Annotated in this window: 10 protein-coding genes; 6 read left to right on the forward strand and 4 right to left on the reverse strand. The window is 49.9% G+C overall.

What is annotated here, in order from left to right; all coding sequences use genetic code 11:
- Positions 1-33: 33 nt before the first annotated feature.
- Positions 34-2,607 carry a family 20 glycosylhydrolase gene (locus DRJ53_RS15795; protein WP_114236625.1) on the forward strand — a complete coding sequence of 858 codons (2,574 nt, stop codon included), beginning with the start codon at positions 34-36 and terminating at the stop codon, positions 2,605-2,607.
- 276 nt (positions 2,608-2,883) lie between these two features.
- The gene (locus tag DRJ53_RS15800) at positions 2,884-4,305 is read left to right on the forward strand and encodes an arylsulfatase (protein ID WP_206609804.1); all 1,422 of its coding nucleotides are present in this window, start codon (positions 2,884-2,886) and stop codon (positions 4,303-4,305) included.
- Positions 4,306-4,474: 169 nt separating this feature from the next.
- Here the strand turns inward: DRJ53_RS15800 and DRJ53_RS15805 are convergent, their stop codons facing one another.
- The 4 genes from DRJ53_RS15805 to nagB form a co-directional block, all read right to left on the reverse strand.
- The gene (locus DRJ53_RS15805) at positions 4,475-5,530 is read right to left on the reverse strand and encodes a phosphotransferase enzyme family protein (protein WP_114236626.1); all 1,056 of its coding nucleotides are present in this window, start codon (positions 5,528-5,530) and stop codon (positions 4,475-4,477) included.
- Positions 5,531-5,846: 316 nt separating this feature from the next.
- Positions 5,847-6,884, reverse strand: a complete 1,038-nt coding sequence (locus DRJ53_RS15810; protein WP_114236627.1) for a LacI family DNA-binding transcriptional regulator — start codon at positions 6,882-6,884, stop codon at positions 5,847-5,849.
- A gap of 29 nt (positions 6,885-6,913) precedes the next feature.
- Positions 6,914-7,555, reverse strand: a complete 642-nt coding sequence (locus tag DRJ53_RS15815; RefSeq protein WP_114236628.1) for a carbohydrate-binding family 9-like protein — start codon at positions 7,553-7,555, stop codon at positions 6,914-6,916.
- 66 nt (positions 7,556-7,621) lie between these two features.
- Positions 7,622-9,544: a glucosamine-6-phosphate deaminase gene (nagB, locus tag DRJ53_RS15820; RefSeq protein WP_114236680.1), complete on the reverse strand. Its 1,923-nt coding sequence runs from the start codon at positions 9,542-9,544 to the stop codon at positions 7,622-7,624.
- A 458-nt stretch (positions 9,545-10,002) separates the two neighbouring features.
- Between nagB and DRJ53_RS15830 the strand changes: the two genes are divergently transcribed.
- The 4 genes from DRJ53_RS15830 (at position 10,003) to DRJ53_RS15845 (ending at position 17,416) form a co-directional block, all read left to right on the forward strand.
- A complete protein-coding gene (locus DRJ53_RS15830) occupies positions 10,003-11,430 on the forward strand; it encodes a Gfo/Idh/MocA family protein (RefSeq protein WP_114236630.1) in 1,428 nt (475 codons plus the stop codon).
- Positions 11,431-11,743: 313 nt separating this feature from the next.
- Complete coding sequence (locus DRJ53_RS15835; protein ID WP_114236631.1) at positions 11,744-13,669, forward strand: peptide-N-glycosidase F-related protein; 1,926 nt, start codon at positions 11,744-11,746, stop codon at positions 13,667-13,669.
- Between the two features lie 25 nt (positions 13,670-13,694).
- A complete protein-coding gene (locus DRJ53_RS15840) occupies positions 13,695-15,041 on the forward strand; it encodes an alpha-L-fucosidase (protein WP_114236632.1) in 1,347 nt (448 codons plus the stop codon).
- A gap of 77 nt (positions 15,042-15,118) precedes the next feature.
- The gene (locus DRJ53_RS15845; RefSeq protein WP_162303898.1) at positions 15,119-17,416 is read left to right on the forward strand and encodes a glycoside hydrolase family 20 protein; all 2,298 of its coding nucleotides are present in this window, start codon (positions 15,119-15,121) and stop codon (positions 17,414-17,416) included.
- The last annotated feature ends 45 nt before the right edge of the window (positions 17,417-17,461 follow it).

Genomic DNA, 17,461 nt, shown 5'->3' on the forward strand with positions numbered 1-17,461 from the left:
GTTTCCTTAGTTGAATTGTTTATTCCCTTGCATATGAAGTCCCTGATTTTTGTCCTGAATTTTTTCATTTGTTTTCCGCAATTGCTGCTGGCACAAACGAGGCTGCACGACAGTTTGTTTTCCACTTATTACCACCAGCGGGTCAGTCATTTTAAAAGCCTGCCGCAAACAAGAGGTGATATTATTTTCCTGGGCAACAGCATCAACGACGGTGCGGAGTGGAACGAATTGTTCGGCGACCTGCGGATTAAAAACCGGGGCATCAGCGGCGACGTGTCGGCAGGCATTTTGCACCGCATTGATGAAGTGGCGGCACGCAAACCCGCCATGGTTTTTTTAATGATCGGCACCAATGACCTGGCCCGCAAAGTGCCTACCGACAGCCTGCAGCAAAATATTTTTAGCGCGGTGCGCCAACTGCGCCAACAATCGCCTGCAACGCAGGTATATGTGCAAAGCATTTTACCGGTAAATGATGTGTATCGCAAGTTTGGCGGGCACACAGGCAATGGCGCGGTTATTAAAAGAGTAAACGCGGCGCTGGCGCAAAACGCAGCATCATTGCAATACACCTATATCGACCTGCATACACCGTTCAGCGATGCGGCCGGTAAATTAAAGGCGTCATTTACCAACGATGGCCTGCACCTCAATGGCGAAGCGTACCTGTTTTGGAAACACCTGTTGTATCCTTATGTTTTTGATGCTACGGAAAAGCCAGCTTTGATTCCACTGCCGCAACAATTGCAATGGAAAGAAGGCTTTTATACCATGACCGGTACGCAGGTTATTGTTGCAACAAATGCGGCACTGCAGCGTGAAGCTGCACGGCTGCAGGAACTGTTGACCGAAAAAGAAATATCGGCAACGGTGCAAAAAACGGCACCGGCAAAGGGGCCGCATATTGAGTTGCGTTTGGGCAATATCCCGGCAACCATTGAAAAGGACGCAGCATACCAACTGGAGGTAACGCCACAAAAAATAACGATCACTGCCAATGCACCGCAGGGGATTTTCTACGGGGTGCAAACGCTGCTGCAACTGATGCGCAACAGCTCCACCATTGATGCCTGCAACATTACCGACAAACCGGCATTTTCATGGCGCGGTTATATGGTAGATGTGGGGCGCAACTACCAATCGATGCAATTGCTGAAGCAGCAAATTGATGTGATGGCGAAGTATAAGCTCAATGTTTTTCATTTTCACCTCACCGAAGACATTGCCTGGCGACTAGCCATCAAGCAATATCCACAACTAACGGCACCCGAAAATATGATCCGCAATGAGGGACAATTTTATTCGGAGGCTGATATGAAGGAGCTGATTGCTTATTGCAAAGACCGCTATATTACCCTTATTCCCGAGATTGATATGCCGGGCCACAGCGCTGCATTTACCCGCGCCATGAAATGGGACATGCAAAGCGATAGCGGGTTGATCATTGTAAAAAATATTGTAAAAGAACTTGTCGAAACTTATGATGTGCCGCTGGTGCATATTGGTGCAGATGAAGTAAAGATCACCAACAAAGCCTTTGTGCCCGAGGTCACTGCTTTTTTGCAAGGCATGGGTAAAAAAGTGATGGGATGGGAGCCCGGTGGCAATTTTACTGCCAATACCATCCGGCAATTGTGGATGGATGATGGCGGCAAAATATCACGCGACACTGCCATTCAGTATGTTGATTCGAGGCACCTGTACCTGAACCACATGGACCCGTTGGAAAGCGTGGTAACCATTTTCAACCGCCGCATTGGTGGCAATGAAGTGGGCAGTAAAACGGCACTTGGCGGCATCATCTGCCTGTGGCCCGACAGGCGGGTGGAGCATGAAGAAGATGCGCTAAAAATGAGTGCTGCTTACCCAGCGATGCTGGCCTTTGCAGAGCGCAGTTGGCGCGGTGGCGGCAGGGAAGGTTGGGTGGCCAATGTGGGTGCGCCGGGCGATGCACGAACTAAAGCATTTGCAGCATTTGAAGGCCGCCTGCTCGATCATAAGCGCAACTATTTTCAAGGATTGCCTTTCCCTTATGTGCGGCAAACGAACACAATATGGAAATTGTTTGGGCCATACCAAAATGGGGGCAACTTGCTGCAGGCCTTTGCACCGGAAGAAGCAGGTTTTGATGCAAGCAAAGTAAAGCCATCACATGAAGTGGTGGGTGGCACCGTAGTGATCAGGCATTGGTGGGCGCCGCTTATTGAAGGTGCCGTTGCTGATGCAAAAGAAAACACCACCTGGTATGCTACAACCAGGATCTGGAGCGATGATGACCGCATTGGTGATTTCTGGATCGGGTTCAACAATATTTCCCGGTCCCCTGCAACCGACTCGCCGCTGCCCGGAACATGGAGCAACCTGGAAAGCCGTGTGTGGGTAAATGGTGATTTGATAGCACCACCACGGTGGAAACGCGGCGGCCACAAAGGCCACCCCGAAGTGCCGCTGGTGGATGAAGGGTATGAATACCGCGAGCCGACAAAAGTGGCGTTGAAAAAAGGCTGGAACGATGTGCTGGTGAAACTGCCCATTGCAAGTTTTAAGGGAAAGGACTGGCAAAACCCGGTAAAGTGGATGTTTACCTTTATACCTGTTGGTGAATAGACATTGATGGCTGCATTGCGTGCAACTGCTGATGATCCATTGTCTACAATCGAACGGCGGACTTATTGTAAGCAATCCGATAAATCGTAGCAATACGGCATCAGGATGACTGCTTTTGTATCAATGCTTTGCACGGAGGTATTGCATTTTGCGCAACCGTTTGCCCCGTGCCTGTGGGATCAGTAAGCTTAATTTCAATGAACATAATTGAAGCAACAGCATGTAAATAAGTGCTGTTGCCTGCTGCTATGTACTATTTACCAAAATGCTTTGCACATGTTGATGCGGAAAGGTTTTAAAATACTGCTTTGTCTACTGATGTTGTGCATGGGCATGCAGGCACAGCGGCCCAATATCGTGCTCATTGTGGCCGATGATCTTGGCTACGGCGACCTTGGTGTGTATGGGCAACAAAAGATCGGAACACCGCACCTCGATAAACTCGCTGCAGGCGGTATGCGTTTCACTAATTTTTACGCAGGTACTTCGGTGTGTGCACCATCAAGGGCTTCCCTAATGACTGGTTTGCACACAGGCCATACACCCATTCGCGGCAATTTTGAAATACAACCCGAGGGCCAGGCACCGCTGCCTGCGGCTTCGTTTACCATGGCCGAAATGCTGCAGGGCGCAGGTTATGCCACCGGTGTGTTTGGTAAATGGGGATTAGGTTTTCCCGGTTCGGAAGGCGTGCCCAACAAGCAAGGCTTCAGCCAGTTTTTTGGGTACAATTGCCAGCGCCAGTCGCACAACTTTTTTCCGCCGCACCTGTGGCAAAACAATCAACGTGTGGCACTAGCCAATACGTTAACGAACCAGCAGCAATATGCGCCGGACCTGATACAGGAACAGGCATTATCATTTCTAGAAAAACATAAAGAGCAGCCGTTTTTCCTCCTGCTTACTTACACGTTGCCGCATGCCGGTTTGCAACTGCCCGCAGGTGATTCCCCTTTTGAAGCGTATAAAAAAAGTTTTAACGAAGCGCCGCAGCAAGTAGCAGCAACCTGGACCGGAACAGGCTACCAACCGCAGGCTTATCCCAAATCGGCCTATGCTGCAATGGTTACCAAACTCGATCACTATGTGGGTGAAGTGATGGCCAAATTAAAAGCACTGAACCTGGAGCAGAACACCATCGTGGTATTTACCAGCGACAACGGCCCGCACCGCGAAGGCGGCAACCAACCCGAATATTTTAAGTCGAGCGGCGGGTTGCGCGGCATCAAAAGAGATCTGTACGAAGGCGGCATAAGGGTGCCCATGATTGCGTACTGGCCATCAAAGATCAGGAGCGGTAGCGTGTCCCATTATACAGGCGCTTTTTGGGACCTGATGCCAACGTTCGCAGCGCTAACAAAGCAGCCTGTTCCGAAGGGCTTGGATGGTGTTTCGTTGCTGCCGGTATTGACAGGCAAAGGCAGGCAGCAACAGCGGCCTTATTTGTATTGGGAGTTTCACGAAGATGGCGGCCGGCAGGCAGTGCGCATGGGTAAATGGAAAGGTGTGCGGGAAAGGGTAAAAACAAATCCGAATGGACCCATTCAATTGTTTGACCTGGAAAAGGATCCGCAGGAAACGACCGATGTTAGCAAAAACAATGCAGCCATCGTGCAAAAGATTAACGCTATTATGAAAGAGGCGCATATTGAGCACAAGGCTTTTCCGCTCATTGCCGGATCGCAAGTGGCTCAATAGAATGTTTGGTCAAGGTCGCACAACCGTTATTGTATGCTAACTATGATTAAATACAAGTTGTTAGCATAAAAGTAGTGCCAGCAAATAGAATAGGATTGTAGGCTTCATTTGAACTATGGTATTTTAAAAGCCAAGCGCATAGTTGGTTGGAATGCTGTGCTAATTATTACTACCCACAAAACGCGTCACCTTCATACAACTCCCTCTTCTCCAGCAAACGCTGCAGCAGGCACAACTGGTTGCCGGCCCGCACCTTGTTTTGGTCGGGGTAGCGGGCGCCGTAATATTGGTCGTTATTGAGGTAGTCGGTTAAAAAACGCAGTGCCTGCATGTAGATCATAAACAGCCCCGCGTAAAAGAAATGGCCTTGCTCCGTAGCGGTCAGTTCATCCTTCATTTCGCCATAATAGCCGGCTACAATGGCTTTATAAAAATCATCCCGCACTTCAATTTTGCTGTAGTCTGCCTCCTCTTCACTCACCGGTGAAAGATAGGTACGCATCATATCGCCCACGTCCGAAATAAAATAACCCGGCATAGCCGTATCCAGGTCAATCACGCAAATGCCTTTTCCCTGCGCATCAAACAGCACATTGCTGATCTTGGTGTCGTGGTGGGTAACCCGCAGCTTGAATTCGGGATTGTTTTTAATTTGCTCAAAACGTTCAACAATGCCTGCATGGCCTTCCAGTTCCTCAATCATCCAACGACATGCTGTAATACGCTGGCTGTTGCCCTTTTCCTGTGCTTCCCTGAACTGCTGGTAACGCAAATTGAGGTTGTGAAATTCGGGTAGGGTTATTTCCAGCCCGCTTGTATCCATGCCGGTAAGCATACGAGTAAACCTGCCAAATTGCGCAGCCGCTTCAAATGCCTGTCCGGGCGTTTCTACTACATCAAAAGAATGGGAGTGTGGCACAAACGGAAACAGCCGGAAAAACCCTTCGCCTTTGCGGTAAATCATTTCTGCGCCATCGTTTGCAGCGATGGGTGCAATAAAAAGATAGTCGGGATGATGCTGTTGCAAATAGCCTGCAATCATCCGTACGTTGTGTGCAATTTTTTCGGGGCGGGTAAAGATCGCGTCGTTTACTTTTTGCAAAATATATTCCCGGCCTGCAGTAGTAACTTTCCAGGTACTATTGATCAAGCCAGAGCCAAAGGCTTCTACCTGCAACGGCTGTTCTTGCAGCCCATAAGAGGGTAAGATGGAATGTGACGTCATGAATAATAGGCGCGTTACAGGGTTGATTTAAGCCACAAAAAATAATGCCGTTGCTTGCTTTGCCGGGATCAGTAGCATTGCAAGGGAAACAAAGGTGATCGCAATGCAACGGTGCCGGTTTATTTGTTTGTATTAAAGAAACAATACATGGACAGGAACCATTGCAGTTGATAACAAGAGCAAAGTACTACACAAAAACAGCAAAAAGCCTGACCGGCCCTGCGCAAACGATGGCACAAAATGAAGTTGGTGCAATGCCGCTTCAGGCCGGTATGGACAAGGGTTTGGATGCAATATTAGTACGCTGTCCTATGTATTACATAATGATCGGTGGTTGCTGATAAGCCACCAGTGTTGGCGCTAATTCTTCAACATAATAATTGCTGTCCGCAGCTTCCGATTCACTTTTTTCATTTAGGATGCGGATCATCATTTCCATTGCTTTCTCGCCTTGTCCATACGGATACTGTTCAATTGAAATAAGCGGCGGATGCGCGGTGTAGCCTGTAATGGGCAGGTTGGCGTAGCTCACAAAAACAATGTCTTTATTTACCTGTATGTTGTGCATTTGGGCATACTGCACGGCATCCATATGTATGTAATCGTTGAACGAGATGAGCGCATTGGGCGGGTTTTTCATCGACAACAATTTTTTCATGGCGGCAAATGTTCCCTCCTTTGAAAAGTCCGATTCCTCCACTAGTTGCATGTCTACTTTCAGCTTTTTTTTCGAGATGCCTTCAATGTATCCATTCAATCGTTCTTTCGATGCTTCCAACTTTGCAGGTCCGTTGATCAATCCTATGCGTTTATACCCGCGGCTAATGAGCCAGCCCGCCATTTCAACGGTGCCTTTATACAGGTTGCAATATACTTTGTGCGCTTCCTTGGGTGGCACCCGGTCGAAGTATACAATAGGGATATTGTATTTATCCAGCGCCAGCAGGTGGCTATAGTTCTGTGTGTGTTTCGATAAGGAAATAATGAGCCCGTCGATGCGTTGCTTTTTCATTGCCTCCACCACTTTCTTTTCCCGCTCGGGGTCATCGTAGCTTTGGCCAAACAGTATGGTGTATTCGTGTTCCATCGCTGCGGTTTCAATGCCGCTGATGGCCTGCGAAAAAAATTCTTCCCGGATAAAGGGCAGGATCACACCAATAACAAATGTTCTTTTTTGCTTGAAAAAAATGGCTTGTGCATTGGGCTCATAACCCAGTTCGGCAGCCAGTTGCTGCACCCGCGTTTTGGTGCGCAGGCCAATACGTGGATGATCGCTCAAGGCCCTTGAAACAGTGGAAACCGACACGTTCAGGCGACGGGCAATTTCTTTAATGGTGGGAAGTTTGTTGTCCATATGCTGCAAGGTTCAATGTTGTTGGTAAGCTACTGCCTTTCAAACTGCAAATACCCAAAATACTGCGGTAAATGAAAATTGGGTTGCGGGGCATCAATGGGCGTCCAAGACAAAAAATGCTGTGCGGCTAACTTGTCGCCGCATTTATAAAAATTGCCCCTGCATTGCAGGCCGGGCCATTTTCCAGGATGGTGATTTTGTAATACGACAAACGGAATTTGCACCAGCAACTGCCAGTGGTACATTCCGTTTGCTATTAGCGCCACCTGGCTGTGTGTGGTAATTGCCTTCACCAAAGTATCTGGTAAAAATTCACGTTGCTCTTTGCTGTTACCGTATGCACCCAACGCAGTGCCAATGCAATTGAATTCAAAATTGTAATACCCTTCTTCGGCCGTTGCAATAAAAAATTCTACGCAACTGTCTTCGTACACCGGGCTGTTGATTGTTTTGTTTTCCGCCCTTATTTGCCTTTCCTGCACTTCATATAGCAGTACAATTCTGTCATCGGTATAAGCAATGCGAAAGCTTATTGTTGCATCGGTTGCAAATTGCGGCCACGGCTGGTGTGCAAGTGTATGTTGCGCCAGTGCCTGCATTCTTGTTGTTAATGCATCAGGTGCTGTGTGTGGTGTTATGCCCGGTAAATATGGAATAGAGAGTTGCTGCATGTTGCGCTAAAAGCAAGCCACCAGTTAGGTGGTGGCTGCTATATAAAGTTTTGTTTTTTGAATTCGTTAAAACCGCCAGCGTACAAAAGCTTCCATCGCCTCGTACTCGGCAAGCCCCAGCCTGTTATACTGGTCGGCGGTGGCTTTGTTGCGGTCTTCGGCACGCTGCCAAAACTCCCGCTGGTCGCTGCCCTGGAACACTACACCATCTTTCTGCGACTGGTGTTTAAATATACCGTGCCTTTTCTTTAAAACCTGGTCGGGGCTCATGGGCACTGCCATTTCAATTTGGTCAATATCCCATTCGGCCCAGGCACCTTTGTACAGCCATATCCAACAGTCGGCCATGAACGGTTCGCCTTTCAGCCTGCGCACTGCTTCAAACACGCCTTCGAGGCAAACGCGGTGGGTGCCGTGCGGATCGGCCAGGTCGCCGGCGGCGTATATCTGGTGCGGCTTTACTTGTGCAATGATGTTGGTAATGATCGCGTAATCCGCTTCGCCAATCGGCTTTTTTTCAATAGTGCCAGTTTCATAAAAAGGCAGGTTCAGAAAATGCACCTGCTCTTCCGGAATGCCTACAAACCTACAGGTTGCTTTTGCTTCGCCCTGGCGGATGATGCCTTTTACAAATTTGAGTGCATCAATATCCCGTTCGCCATTGCGTTTGTTTTGCAAAAAATAGTGCGCATCCTCGTAAATTTTTTCCGATGCCGCACACTGCACATTGAACTTACTGTTGTAGTCCCTTACAAACTCGATAAAGCGGAATGCTTCATCATCGGCCACTGCAATATTTCCCGATGTTTGATAGGCCACATGCACTTCGTGGCCCTGGTCTACCAGGCGTTGAAAAGTGCCGCCCATCGAGATGATGTCATCATCGGGGTGCGGGCTGAAAATAAGCACGCTTTTCCTTGCTGGCTTCGCCCGTTCCGGCCGGTTTGAGTCGTCGGCATTGGGCTTGCCGCCGGGCCAGCCGGTAATGGTGTGCTGCAAGTGGTTAAAGACTTCGATGTTGATATCGTATGCCTGCCCGTGCAGCGCCAGCAGGCTGCTCAGGCCGTTTTCGTTGTAGTCGTTGTTGGTGAGTTTTAAAATGGGCTTGCCCAATGTAAGTGCCAGTTGCGTTACTGCTTTTTTGATCAGCGCAGTATCCCACACCACTTCGTCGGTGAGCCAAGGTGCTTTTCTGCGGGTCAAATCGGCCGCTGCGGCTTCGTCTAAAATAAACGCAACATTGTGGTGGCCCTGCAAATAAGATGCGGGCACAAACTCGGTTACGGGGCCTTCAATGGCTTGTTTTAAAATGCCCGATTTGCGTTCGCCCCAGGCAAGCAATACAACACGTTTGGCTTTTAAAATGGTGCCCACACCCATGGTGATGGCTTTGCGCGGCACACGGGCCATGCCGCCAAATTCAGGCGCTGCATCCGACCGCGTAACATGATCAAGTGTGATGAGGCGGGTACGTGATGCTTCATGAGAGCCCGGTTCGTTGAACCCAATATGCCCGTTGCGGCCGATGCCCAATAGTTGAAAATCGATGCCGCCATATCCTTCGATTTTTTGTTCGTAATCATCGCAATGGCGGGCTACGCTGTCCTGTGGCGTAGTGCCGTCGGGGATAAAGCAATTGATCCCGTCAATGTCGACATGCGCAAACAAATTTTCCTGCATAAAATGCCGGTAACTCTGCAGGTTATCAGCAGTCAATCCAAAGTATTCATCGAGGTTGAATGTAACTACGTTTTTAAAACTCAGTCCTTCTTCCCGGTGCATGCGGATCAGTTCGGTGTACACTCTTTTGGGCGTTGAGCCCGTTGCCAGTCCCAGCACGGCCCATTTTCCCTCGCCTGCACGCTGGCGTATGATGTCTGCTATTTCCTGCGCTACGGCGCCGGAGGCATCCACTGCCGATGCATATATTTTGGTGGCAATTTTTTCGTAGGCATACAACTGGTGCGGCACTATTGTCTCGGTGATCATGAATGGAATGATTTGCTGCGCCAAACTTATTCAATATAGTGCCCGCATGTTGGCGCAATCGTTTGATCAAGTCAAAGCTTGCATCATCAATGTTGCCGGCAACACAAATTGTTGTTTGCTTTTGTCCAGGCTCAGCTCTGTGCGCTACTGTGCATTTAGTATAGCTGTATTTAATTATTGACAGGGGTTTCAGTTGTCTAAAAAGCACACCCGCTACAGTATGTAAAGCTGTTTTTTTAGGTAAAAATGGTCGCAGCCCTCAGCGTATTGCGTTACTGGTGCATTGTGCAAACGTTTGTTCATTTTGCCTGCTGTGCTGTGGTCCGGCAAAGAAAATTTTACCTTTGGCAAACCGGCGTCACTCCTGTTGTAACAGGCACCGGGTTGTTGCATACGGCATTGCAATGTTCGGCACAGCACCATTTCTTTCACCCACTAAAACACACGACGCTTCCATTATGAGCACAAACCGCAGAAGCTTTCTTCGCAATATTACTTTAGGCTCCGGCGCACTGGCCGTTGGCCTGCCCGCATGGGCCGCTACAGATGCAGCAAAAGACGAAGCCTTGCAACGCACCTACGACTGGGCGGCAAGGGGCCAGCGTTTCAACATGAGCGGTTATGCTGCGCCAAAAATCGACAAAGTGCGGATTGGCTTTATTGGGCTGGGCATGCGTGGCCCCGGCGCCGTTGATCGCATTTCGCATATTGAAGGCGTGGAAATAAAAGCGCTGTGCGATAAAGACCCCAAACGTGCCAGTGATGCACAGGCTTATTTAACCAAAAAAGGCCTGCCCAAAGCAAAGGAATACAGCGGTGAAAACGGGTGGAAAGACATGATCAACAACGAGGAGCTGGACCTGGTGTACATCTGCACGCCATGGCACCTGCACACGCCCATGTCGGTGTATGCAATGGAACATGGAAAACATGTTGCCTGCGAAGTGCCCATTGCCGTAACCTTGGACGAATGCTGGCACCTGGTGGAAACATCGGAAAAGACCCGCAAGCATTGCATGATGCTGGAAAACTGCTGCTATGATTTTTTCGAAATGCTCACCCTGAACATGGCCCGCAACGGTATGTTTGGCGAACTGGTGCATGCGGAAGGCGCTTATATCCACGACCTGCGCGACCTGAATTTTAGCAAAACTGGCTACGCAGATATGTGGCGTCTGAAAGAAAATTTCCGCAACGGCAGCTTGTATCCTACGCATGGATTAGGCCCGGTGGCGCAATGCCTCAACATCAACCGGGGCGATAAATTGAGCCATCTTGTTTCGATGTCGAGCGGCGATTTTATGATGGGTGCAATGGCCAGGGAAAAAGCAGCGCAAGACCCGTTTTATGCACCTTTTGCTGGTAAAACTTACCGCGGTAATATGAACACCACGCTAATGCATACCGACAAGGGTAAAACCATCATGATCCAGCACGATGTTACATCGCCAAGGCCATACTCCCGCATCCACATGATCAGCGGCACCAAAGGTGCAGCACAAAAATACCCGGCGCCGGAGCGCATTGCATTTGGCCACAGCTGGGTAAAAAGCGAAGAACTGAAAGAGCTGTATGCCAAATACACGCCGCCCATCATCAAGCATGTTGGCGAAATAGCCAAGCAAATTGGTGGTCATGGCGGTATGGACTTCATCATGGACTGGCGCCTGATCGATTGCCTGCGCAACGGCTTGCCGCTGGACCAGGATGTGTATGATGGTGTGTTGTGGAGTGCTGTTGGCCCGCTGAGCGAACGTTCGGTTGCAAAAAAATCTCGTACGGTTGATGTGCCCGATTTTACCCGCGGTGCATGGAAAACAAACAAGGTGGTAAACCTGACGCTGGACGGCGGTGGTAATACTGCGGTGCGTAAAAAAGCATTGTAATAAACGCTTCTGGTTAGCACAAAAGATTCATTTAATAAAACGACTTGTGCGCTATTGCATGTATCGCACCATCCTGCACTTGTATTAAGTTGTTGGCTGGGTGGACAGACTGCCGCTGCGCCGGGCATCATAAAACACTGCAAACGTTTGCGCAACTAAATCTGTCCAAACATTATTATGTTTATTCTTTCATGTTAGCAGAAGCAATCTCATGTTCACGAAGGCCAATATGTTTATATTGGTCTTCTTTGTTTGAAAATGCGTTGCCTGCTTTTGCCTGCGTGCCACTGGCATATCAAACCGCAATTGCGTAATGAAGACCACTATTCATTTTGTATACTTTTTGTTCTTGATGCTGGCATGTGCGCCCAATGCACAAAGTGCTGATACGGTACGGGTGGTAACGCATAAAGCGGCCACCATTGTTACCGATCCGGCACAGGGTTTTAAATTGTATAAAGCATGGGGTGAATTCCCGGCTGCAACAGAACCCATCCGCCAAATTAAACTAAAGCTGAAGCTGGCTTGTCCCAACGAGTTTCGCTGCGCCGACTGGGATTATAAAGACCACATCACCATCAGGCGCACCGGCGGTGTTGGCGGCACCTCGCAAGACTATGAAATTGGCCGCATGCTTACACCTTATGGCGGCGCTTTTGGTAGGGGCTGGCAGTTTAATTGGGAAGTGGATGTGACCGATTTTAGCATGCTGCTGCGCGACTCGGTGGAAATTGAATACAACCACACCGGCTACGAACCATCGGAAGACCGCGGCTGGAGCCTTTCCCTCGAATTTGAGATCATTCGCGGAAAAGCTGCATGGGAGCCCATTGCCATTCAAAAAATATATGATGGTTCGTTTCGCTACGGCGACAGTGCCAACAGTATTGAAAACAGCCTGAAGCCTGTTTCGTTTGCAGCTGCAAATGGCGCAAGCATGGCGCGGTTGCGGGTGGTGCAAACGGGCCATGGCATGGACCGCCCCGATGGTTGCGGTGAGTTTTGCAACAAATACCGCGAGGTTTGGTTTGATGGCAAAATGCTGGACCGGCGGGCCATTTGGAAAAAATGCGGCGACAACCCGCTGTACCCGCAGGCCGGCACCTGGATCTACGACCGTGCGGCATGGTGCCCCGGCGACCTGGTGCAACCCGACCTCTACGAACTGCCGGTGCAGCCGGGTAAGCAGCACACCATCGACATCAACATGCAGGTATACAACGCTGTAAACCCAAGTGCCGGTGAAGTGATTACGGCTTACCTGGTGCAGTATAAAAAGGCAGCGGTTGCACACGATGTACGCATCAATGATATTGTTGCGCCTTCGGGCAAAGATGCGCACCGGCGGCACAATCCCGCAACCATGCAACCCACCGTGGTAGTGCAAAATATGGGCTCGGAAACAATGCGGACAGTGCAGGTAAAATACGGCACCAAAGGCTTTGCGCCACAAACCTATACATGGCGAGGCACGCTGCTTCCGGCCGCTACGCAAACCGTTACGCTGCCTGGTATCATCCGGAGCCATGCCGGCACAAATACATATGAAGTGGAATTGCTTAAACCCAATGGAAAGCAGGATGGAAATCAAAGCGACAACCTTTTAACAAATTTCTTTACTGCAGCACCGCGCCACGACAGCCTGCTGGTGGTGTACCTACTTACCAACAACCAACCGGCGCACAACAGTTATTCGCTTACCAACAGTAAGGGCGATACGGTGGCAAAACGTGCACTGGGCTCACTAGCCGCGAATCAATTGTACCCCGACACAGTGCGGCTGGCGCAAGGTATGTACCGCTTTGTTTTTTTGGACACCGCCGATAATGGATTGGAGTTTTGGGCCAATGCCCGTGGCGGCAGGGGCAAGCTGCGTTTGCTGAACGGAACCGGCGCCATGCTCAAAGATTTTGAATCAGATTTTGGGTCGTCGGTGCAATACGATTTTGAAGTGGGACCAACTCCCGATGCGGTTAAAAATGAAATGTCGTTTGGCCTGTACCCCACCCGCACACAGGACAAAACAACTTTTGACTTTTATGCCAACAACCCGCAGGATGTGGTGGTGCAACTGGTAACCGATCCCGGTGAGCAGGTTGTGGAATCACACCACTATACGCAGCTAAAAGAAGGCCTGTTTACCTACGACTTGAGCCGCTATCCAAAGGGTCGGTTTTACCTTGTAGTAACCATCGGTGGCAAAGAGCAATTCAGGAAGCGCATCCGGCACAAAGAATAATTTTTTTCCATAAAATAGTAACAACATGTTACCACAACAACTGACGAAAACATTGGCCGGTGCGGCTTTGCTCTTTTCGGCAACGTTGCCTGCACAGGCCCAAACAAAAATTGCGGCTGATGATATCCGTGAGAAAATGCAATGGTTTGCCGATGCCAAACTGGGCATCTTTGTTCACTGGGGTATTTACGCCGTAAACGGCGTGGACGAAAGCTGGAGTTTTTACAACAAAAAGATCAGCCATGCTGATTACATGAAGCAGATGAGCGGTTTTACTGCTTCGGGCTACAACCCCGAAGCATGGGCCGACCTCATTGCGGAAAGCGGTGCCCGGTATGCAGTGATCACCACCAAGCACCACGATGGTGTGGCACTGTGGCCCACCAAGCAGGCGCATTACAGCGTGGTAAAAAACACACCTGCAAAAAGAGATTTGCTGACGCCGTTTTTTGCGGCGCTTGACAAGCGCAACATCAAACGCGGCGCTTATTATTCGCTGCTCGATTGGAGCCATAAAGACTATCCCGCATTTACCAAAGACAGCAACCGGTACGCCATAAAGGACGACCCAAAACGCTGGCAGCGGTTTCAACAATTTAATGAAGCGCAAATGCAGGAAGTGGCCACGTTGTTCAAACCCGACCTGTGGTGGTTTGACGGCGATTGGGAGCACAGTGCCGAAGAATGGAATTCGGAACGCATCCGCAAAAATATACTCGATGCAAAGCCGGCTGCCATCATCAACGGCAGGCTGCAGGGCTATGGCGATTATGTAACTCCGGAACAAAATTTTCCGGTAACGCGGCCGAGGTTTAACTGGTGGGAGCTGTGCATGACCATCAACAACAACTGGGGATACCAACCGCAGGATACGGCATGGAAAACACCATACGAAGTCATCACCATTTTTGCAGATGCGGTAAGCAACGGCGGCAACCTCTTGCTCGACATCGGGCCCATGCAGGATGGCACTATTCCGCCGCAGCAGGTACATGTGTTGAAGGAGTTGGGCAAGTGGAATAAAAAACACGAAGCGGCCATTTTCGGAACGCTGGGCGGTTTGCCGCAAGGTCATTTTTACGGCCCTTCTACATTGTCGAAAGACTCTGCTACTGTATACCTGTTTTTGCCGGGAAAAGTTACAGGCGATGTGGTGCTGAAGGGATTGAAGAATAAGATAGCCAGCATTAAAGTAGTGGGCACCGGCCAAAGCCTATCGCATAAAGTGGTGGGTAAAATTTCGTGGAGCCCGGTGCCGGGTTTGGTATACATACAAGTGCCCCCTACGGTGCAGGATGATTATATGTCGGTGCTGGAGCTAAAGCTGGATGGGCCGGTGAGTTTGTACCAGGGCATGGGCGGATTGCAGTAGGGAGATGATGGATGATGGTGGGGAATTGGTAGTTAGTAGTTGATAGTGGGTGAATAATTTAAATGAGTTTTCGAAGCATGAATCGTGTTTTTGTTTTTTTGTTACTGGTGTTTTGTGGGATGCGGCTGGCGGCACAGCAAAGCCCGATTATTCCACAGCCACAAAGCGTTGGGTGGGGTAAGGGCAGCTTTACAATTAGCGCCTGCACCGGCTTGCAGTTTGATAGAAAGAACAAAGAACTGCAATGGGCCGTGGCGCCGTTGGTAAAAAAGCTGCAGCAGGCTGCTGGCGTGGATTTGCTGCGGCCCGGTTGTGCTAAGCCGCGGCTGGTGGTAGTGCGGTTGGATGCAACAATTAGAGGCAGCGAAGGATATCATTTATCGGTGCAGCAGGATTCGGTTGTGATCCGTGCACAACAACCGGCTGGCATTTTTTACGCAGTGCATAGCCTGCTGCAATTGCTGCCGGTTGCTGTTGAATCAAAAGTTCGGGTAGCCAACACCGTGTGGCAGGTGCCAGCAGTAACTATTGAAGATGCGCCCCGCCTCGAACACCGCGGCCTGATGCTGGATGTGGCGCGGCACTATATGAGTGTTGATTCGGTAAAAAGATTTATTGACCTGTTGGCGCGGCAAAAGATGAACCGTTTTCACTGGCACCTCACCGACAGCCAGGGATGGCGTTTTCAAAGTAAAAAATACCCGAAGCTCACTACTATCAGTGCATTTCGCAAAGGCACGCCGCTCAATACGACGTATGATTACAACAGTCGTCCGAATGATACGCTGTACGGCGGCTTTTACACCCAACAACAAATGCGCGAAGTGGTGCAATATGCTGCCGAACGTTTTGTAACCGTGGTGCCCGAAATTGAAATGCCGGCACACTCCCGTGCAGCACTGGCGGCTTATCCCGAGCTGGCCTGTCTCAATAGCAACGGCAAGCCTTTTCCTTACCCGCAGCAAATACAGGACGAGTATTGCACCAAGGAAGCAACCTTTACTTTTTTAAAAAGCATACTGTCCGAGGTAATGGATATTTTCCCATCGCAGTACCTGCATATTGCCGGCGACGAAGCCGCAAAAACCGCATGGAAAACCTGCCGGCACGACCAGCAACGCATGAAAGAGGAAGGGCTGAATAGTGTAGAGGAATTGCAAAGCTATTTTGTAAAACGCATCACCGCTTTTGTGCAGGGCAGGGGCCGCAAAGCAATTGGATGGGACGAGATCATGCAGGGCGGGCTGGCACCCGGGGCCACTGTAATGAGTTGGACCGGCACCGAACCTGGTATCAAAGCAGCGCAGATGGGGCATGAAGTGATCATGACACCCGGCGAGTACTGTTATTTCGACCATTACCAGTCGGACGCACATGGCGAACCCATTGCATGGGGCGGGCTTACCACGCTGGCAAAAGTATACAGCTACGATCCGGTGCCCATTACATTGAACAGCACTGCTGCCAGTTTGATCAAAGGCGTGCAGGGAAACTTGTGGACTGAATTTATACCCACTGCTGCAAAGGCCGAATACATGATGTTTCCCCGCGCCATTGCACTAGCAGAAGTGGGCTGGGCGGCGCCACAACAAATGGGCTACAGCGATTTTAGCCGCAGGCTGGTGCCTTACCTCAAACGCCTCGATGCACAAGGTGTGGCTTACTCGCGGCACCTGTTTGATCTGAAGCTGCAAAATACAACTGATGAAGCGGGCAACATTTCGGTAACGGTAAGCGGTGCCGAAAATGGAGCGCCTATTTACTACACGTTGGATGGCACTGCACCTACATTGCAATCGGCGGTATTTACACAACCATTGGCAATCAAAACACATTCGCTGCTGCGTGCTGCAGTAATATTGGAAGGCATTACGGTGGCACAGTTGCAACGCCAGTTCATCGTGCATAAAGGCGCCGGTAAAAAGGCAACGTTGACTCATGCGCCAAGCAGGCAATACAGCAAAGGCGGTGCAGGTGCATGGCACAACGGCATCCGCGGCAGCGATGAACGTTTTAACGACGACGAGTGGCTGGGCTTTAATGGAAAAGCATTTGAGGGCACCGTGCAATTAGGCGCTGCGCAAAAAATTACGTCGCTCAATACCCGCTTTTTTCATAAGCCTTCCTCATGGATCTGGGTGGCAAACAAATTAACGGTGCAGGTATCCGATGATGGCGTCAACTTTACCACCGTTGCCCAAAAAGAGGTAACGCCGCCGGCAACCGAAGGCTCGGTGGCGGTGCAACTTACCTGGCCGCCGGTGGCTGCAAAGTTTGTGCGCATTGTGGCAACACCGTATGGCATCATACCCGAAGGGCATTCGGGTGCCGGCAGGGATGCCTGGTTGTTTGCCGATGAAATGATCATTGAATAACGCAATGCATCATTTTTAGTCATTCACTTTTCAACCATCAAAATA

Source organism: Paracnuella aquatica (assembly GCF_003332885.2).
Lineage (GTDB): Bacteria > Bacteroidota > Bacteroidia > Chitinophagales > Chitinophagaceae > Flavisolibacter > Flavisolibacter aquaticus.

Excerpts from the sequence above, each read along its gene's own strand:
- DRJ53_RS15795 (WP_114236625.1), top strand. The coding sequence starts at position 34 with ATGAAGTCCCTGATTTTTGTCCTGAATTTTTTCATTTGTTTTCCGCAA.
- DRJ53_RS15800 (WP_206609804.1), top strand. The coding sequence starts at position 2,884 with ATGTTGATGCGGAAAGGTTTTAAAATACTGCTTTGTCTACTGATGTTG.
- DRJ53_RS15805 (WP_114236626.1), bottom strand. The coding sequence starts at position 5,530 with ATGACGTCACATTCCATCTTACCCTCTTATGGGCTGCAAGAACAGCCG.
- DRJ53_RS15810 (WP_114236627.1), bottom strand. The coding sequence starts at position 6,884 with ATGGACAACAAACTTCCCACCATTAAAGAAATTGCCCGTCGCCTGAAC.
- DRJ53_RS15815 (WP_114236628.1), bottom strand. The coding sequence starts at position 7,555 with ATGCAGCAACTCTCTATTCCATATTTACCGGGCATAACACCACACACA.
- nagB (WP_114236680.1), bottom strand. The coding sequence starts at position 9,544 with ATGATCACCGAGACAATAGTGCCGCACCAGTTGTATGCCTACGAAAAA.
- DRJ53_RS15830 (WP_114236630.1), top strand. The coding sequence starts at position 10,003 with ATGAGCACAAACCGCAGAAGCTTTCTTCGCAATATTACTTTAGGCTCC.
- DRJ53_RS15835 (WP_114236631.1), top strand. The coding sequence starts at position 11,744 with ATGAAGACCACTATTCATTTTGTATACTTTTTGTTCTTGATGCTGGCA.
- DRJ53_RS15840 (WP_114236632.1), top strand. The coding sequence starts at position 13,695 with ATGTTACCACAACAACTGACGAAAACATTGGCCGGTGCGGCTTTGCTC.
- DRJ53_RS15845 (WP_162303898.1), top strand. The coding sequence starts at position 15,119 with ATGAATCGTGTTTTTGTTTTTTTGTTACTGGTGTTTTGTGGGATGCGG.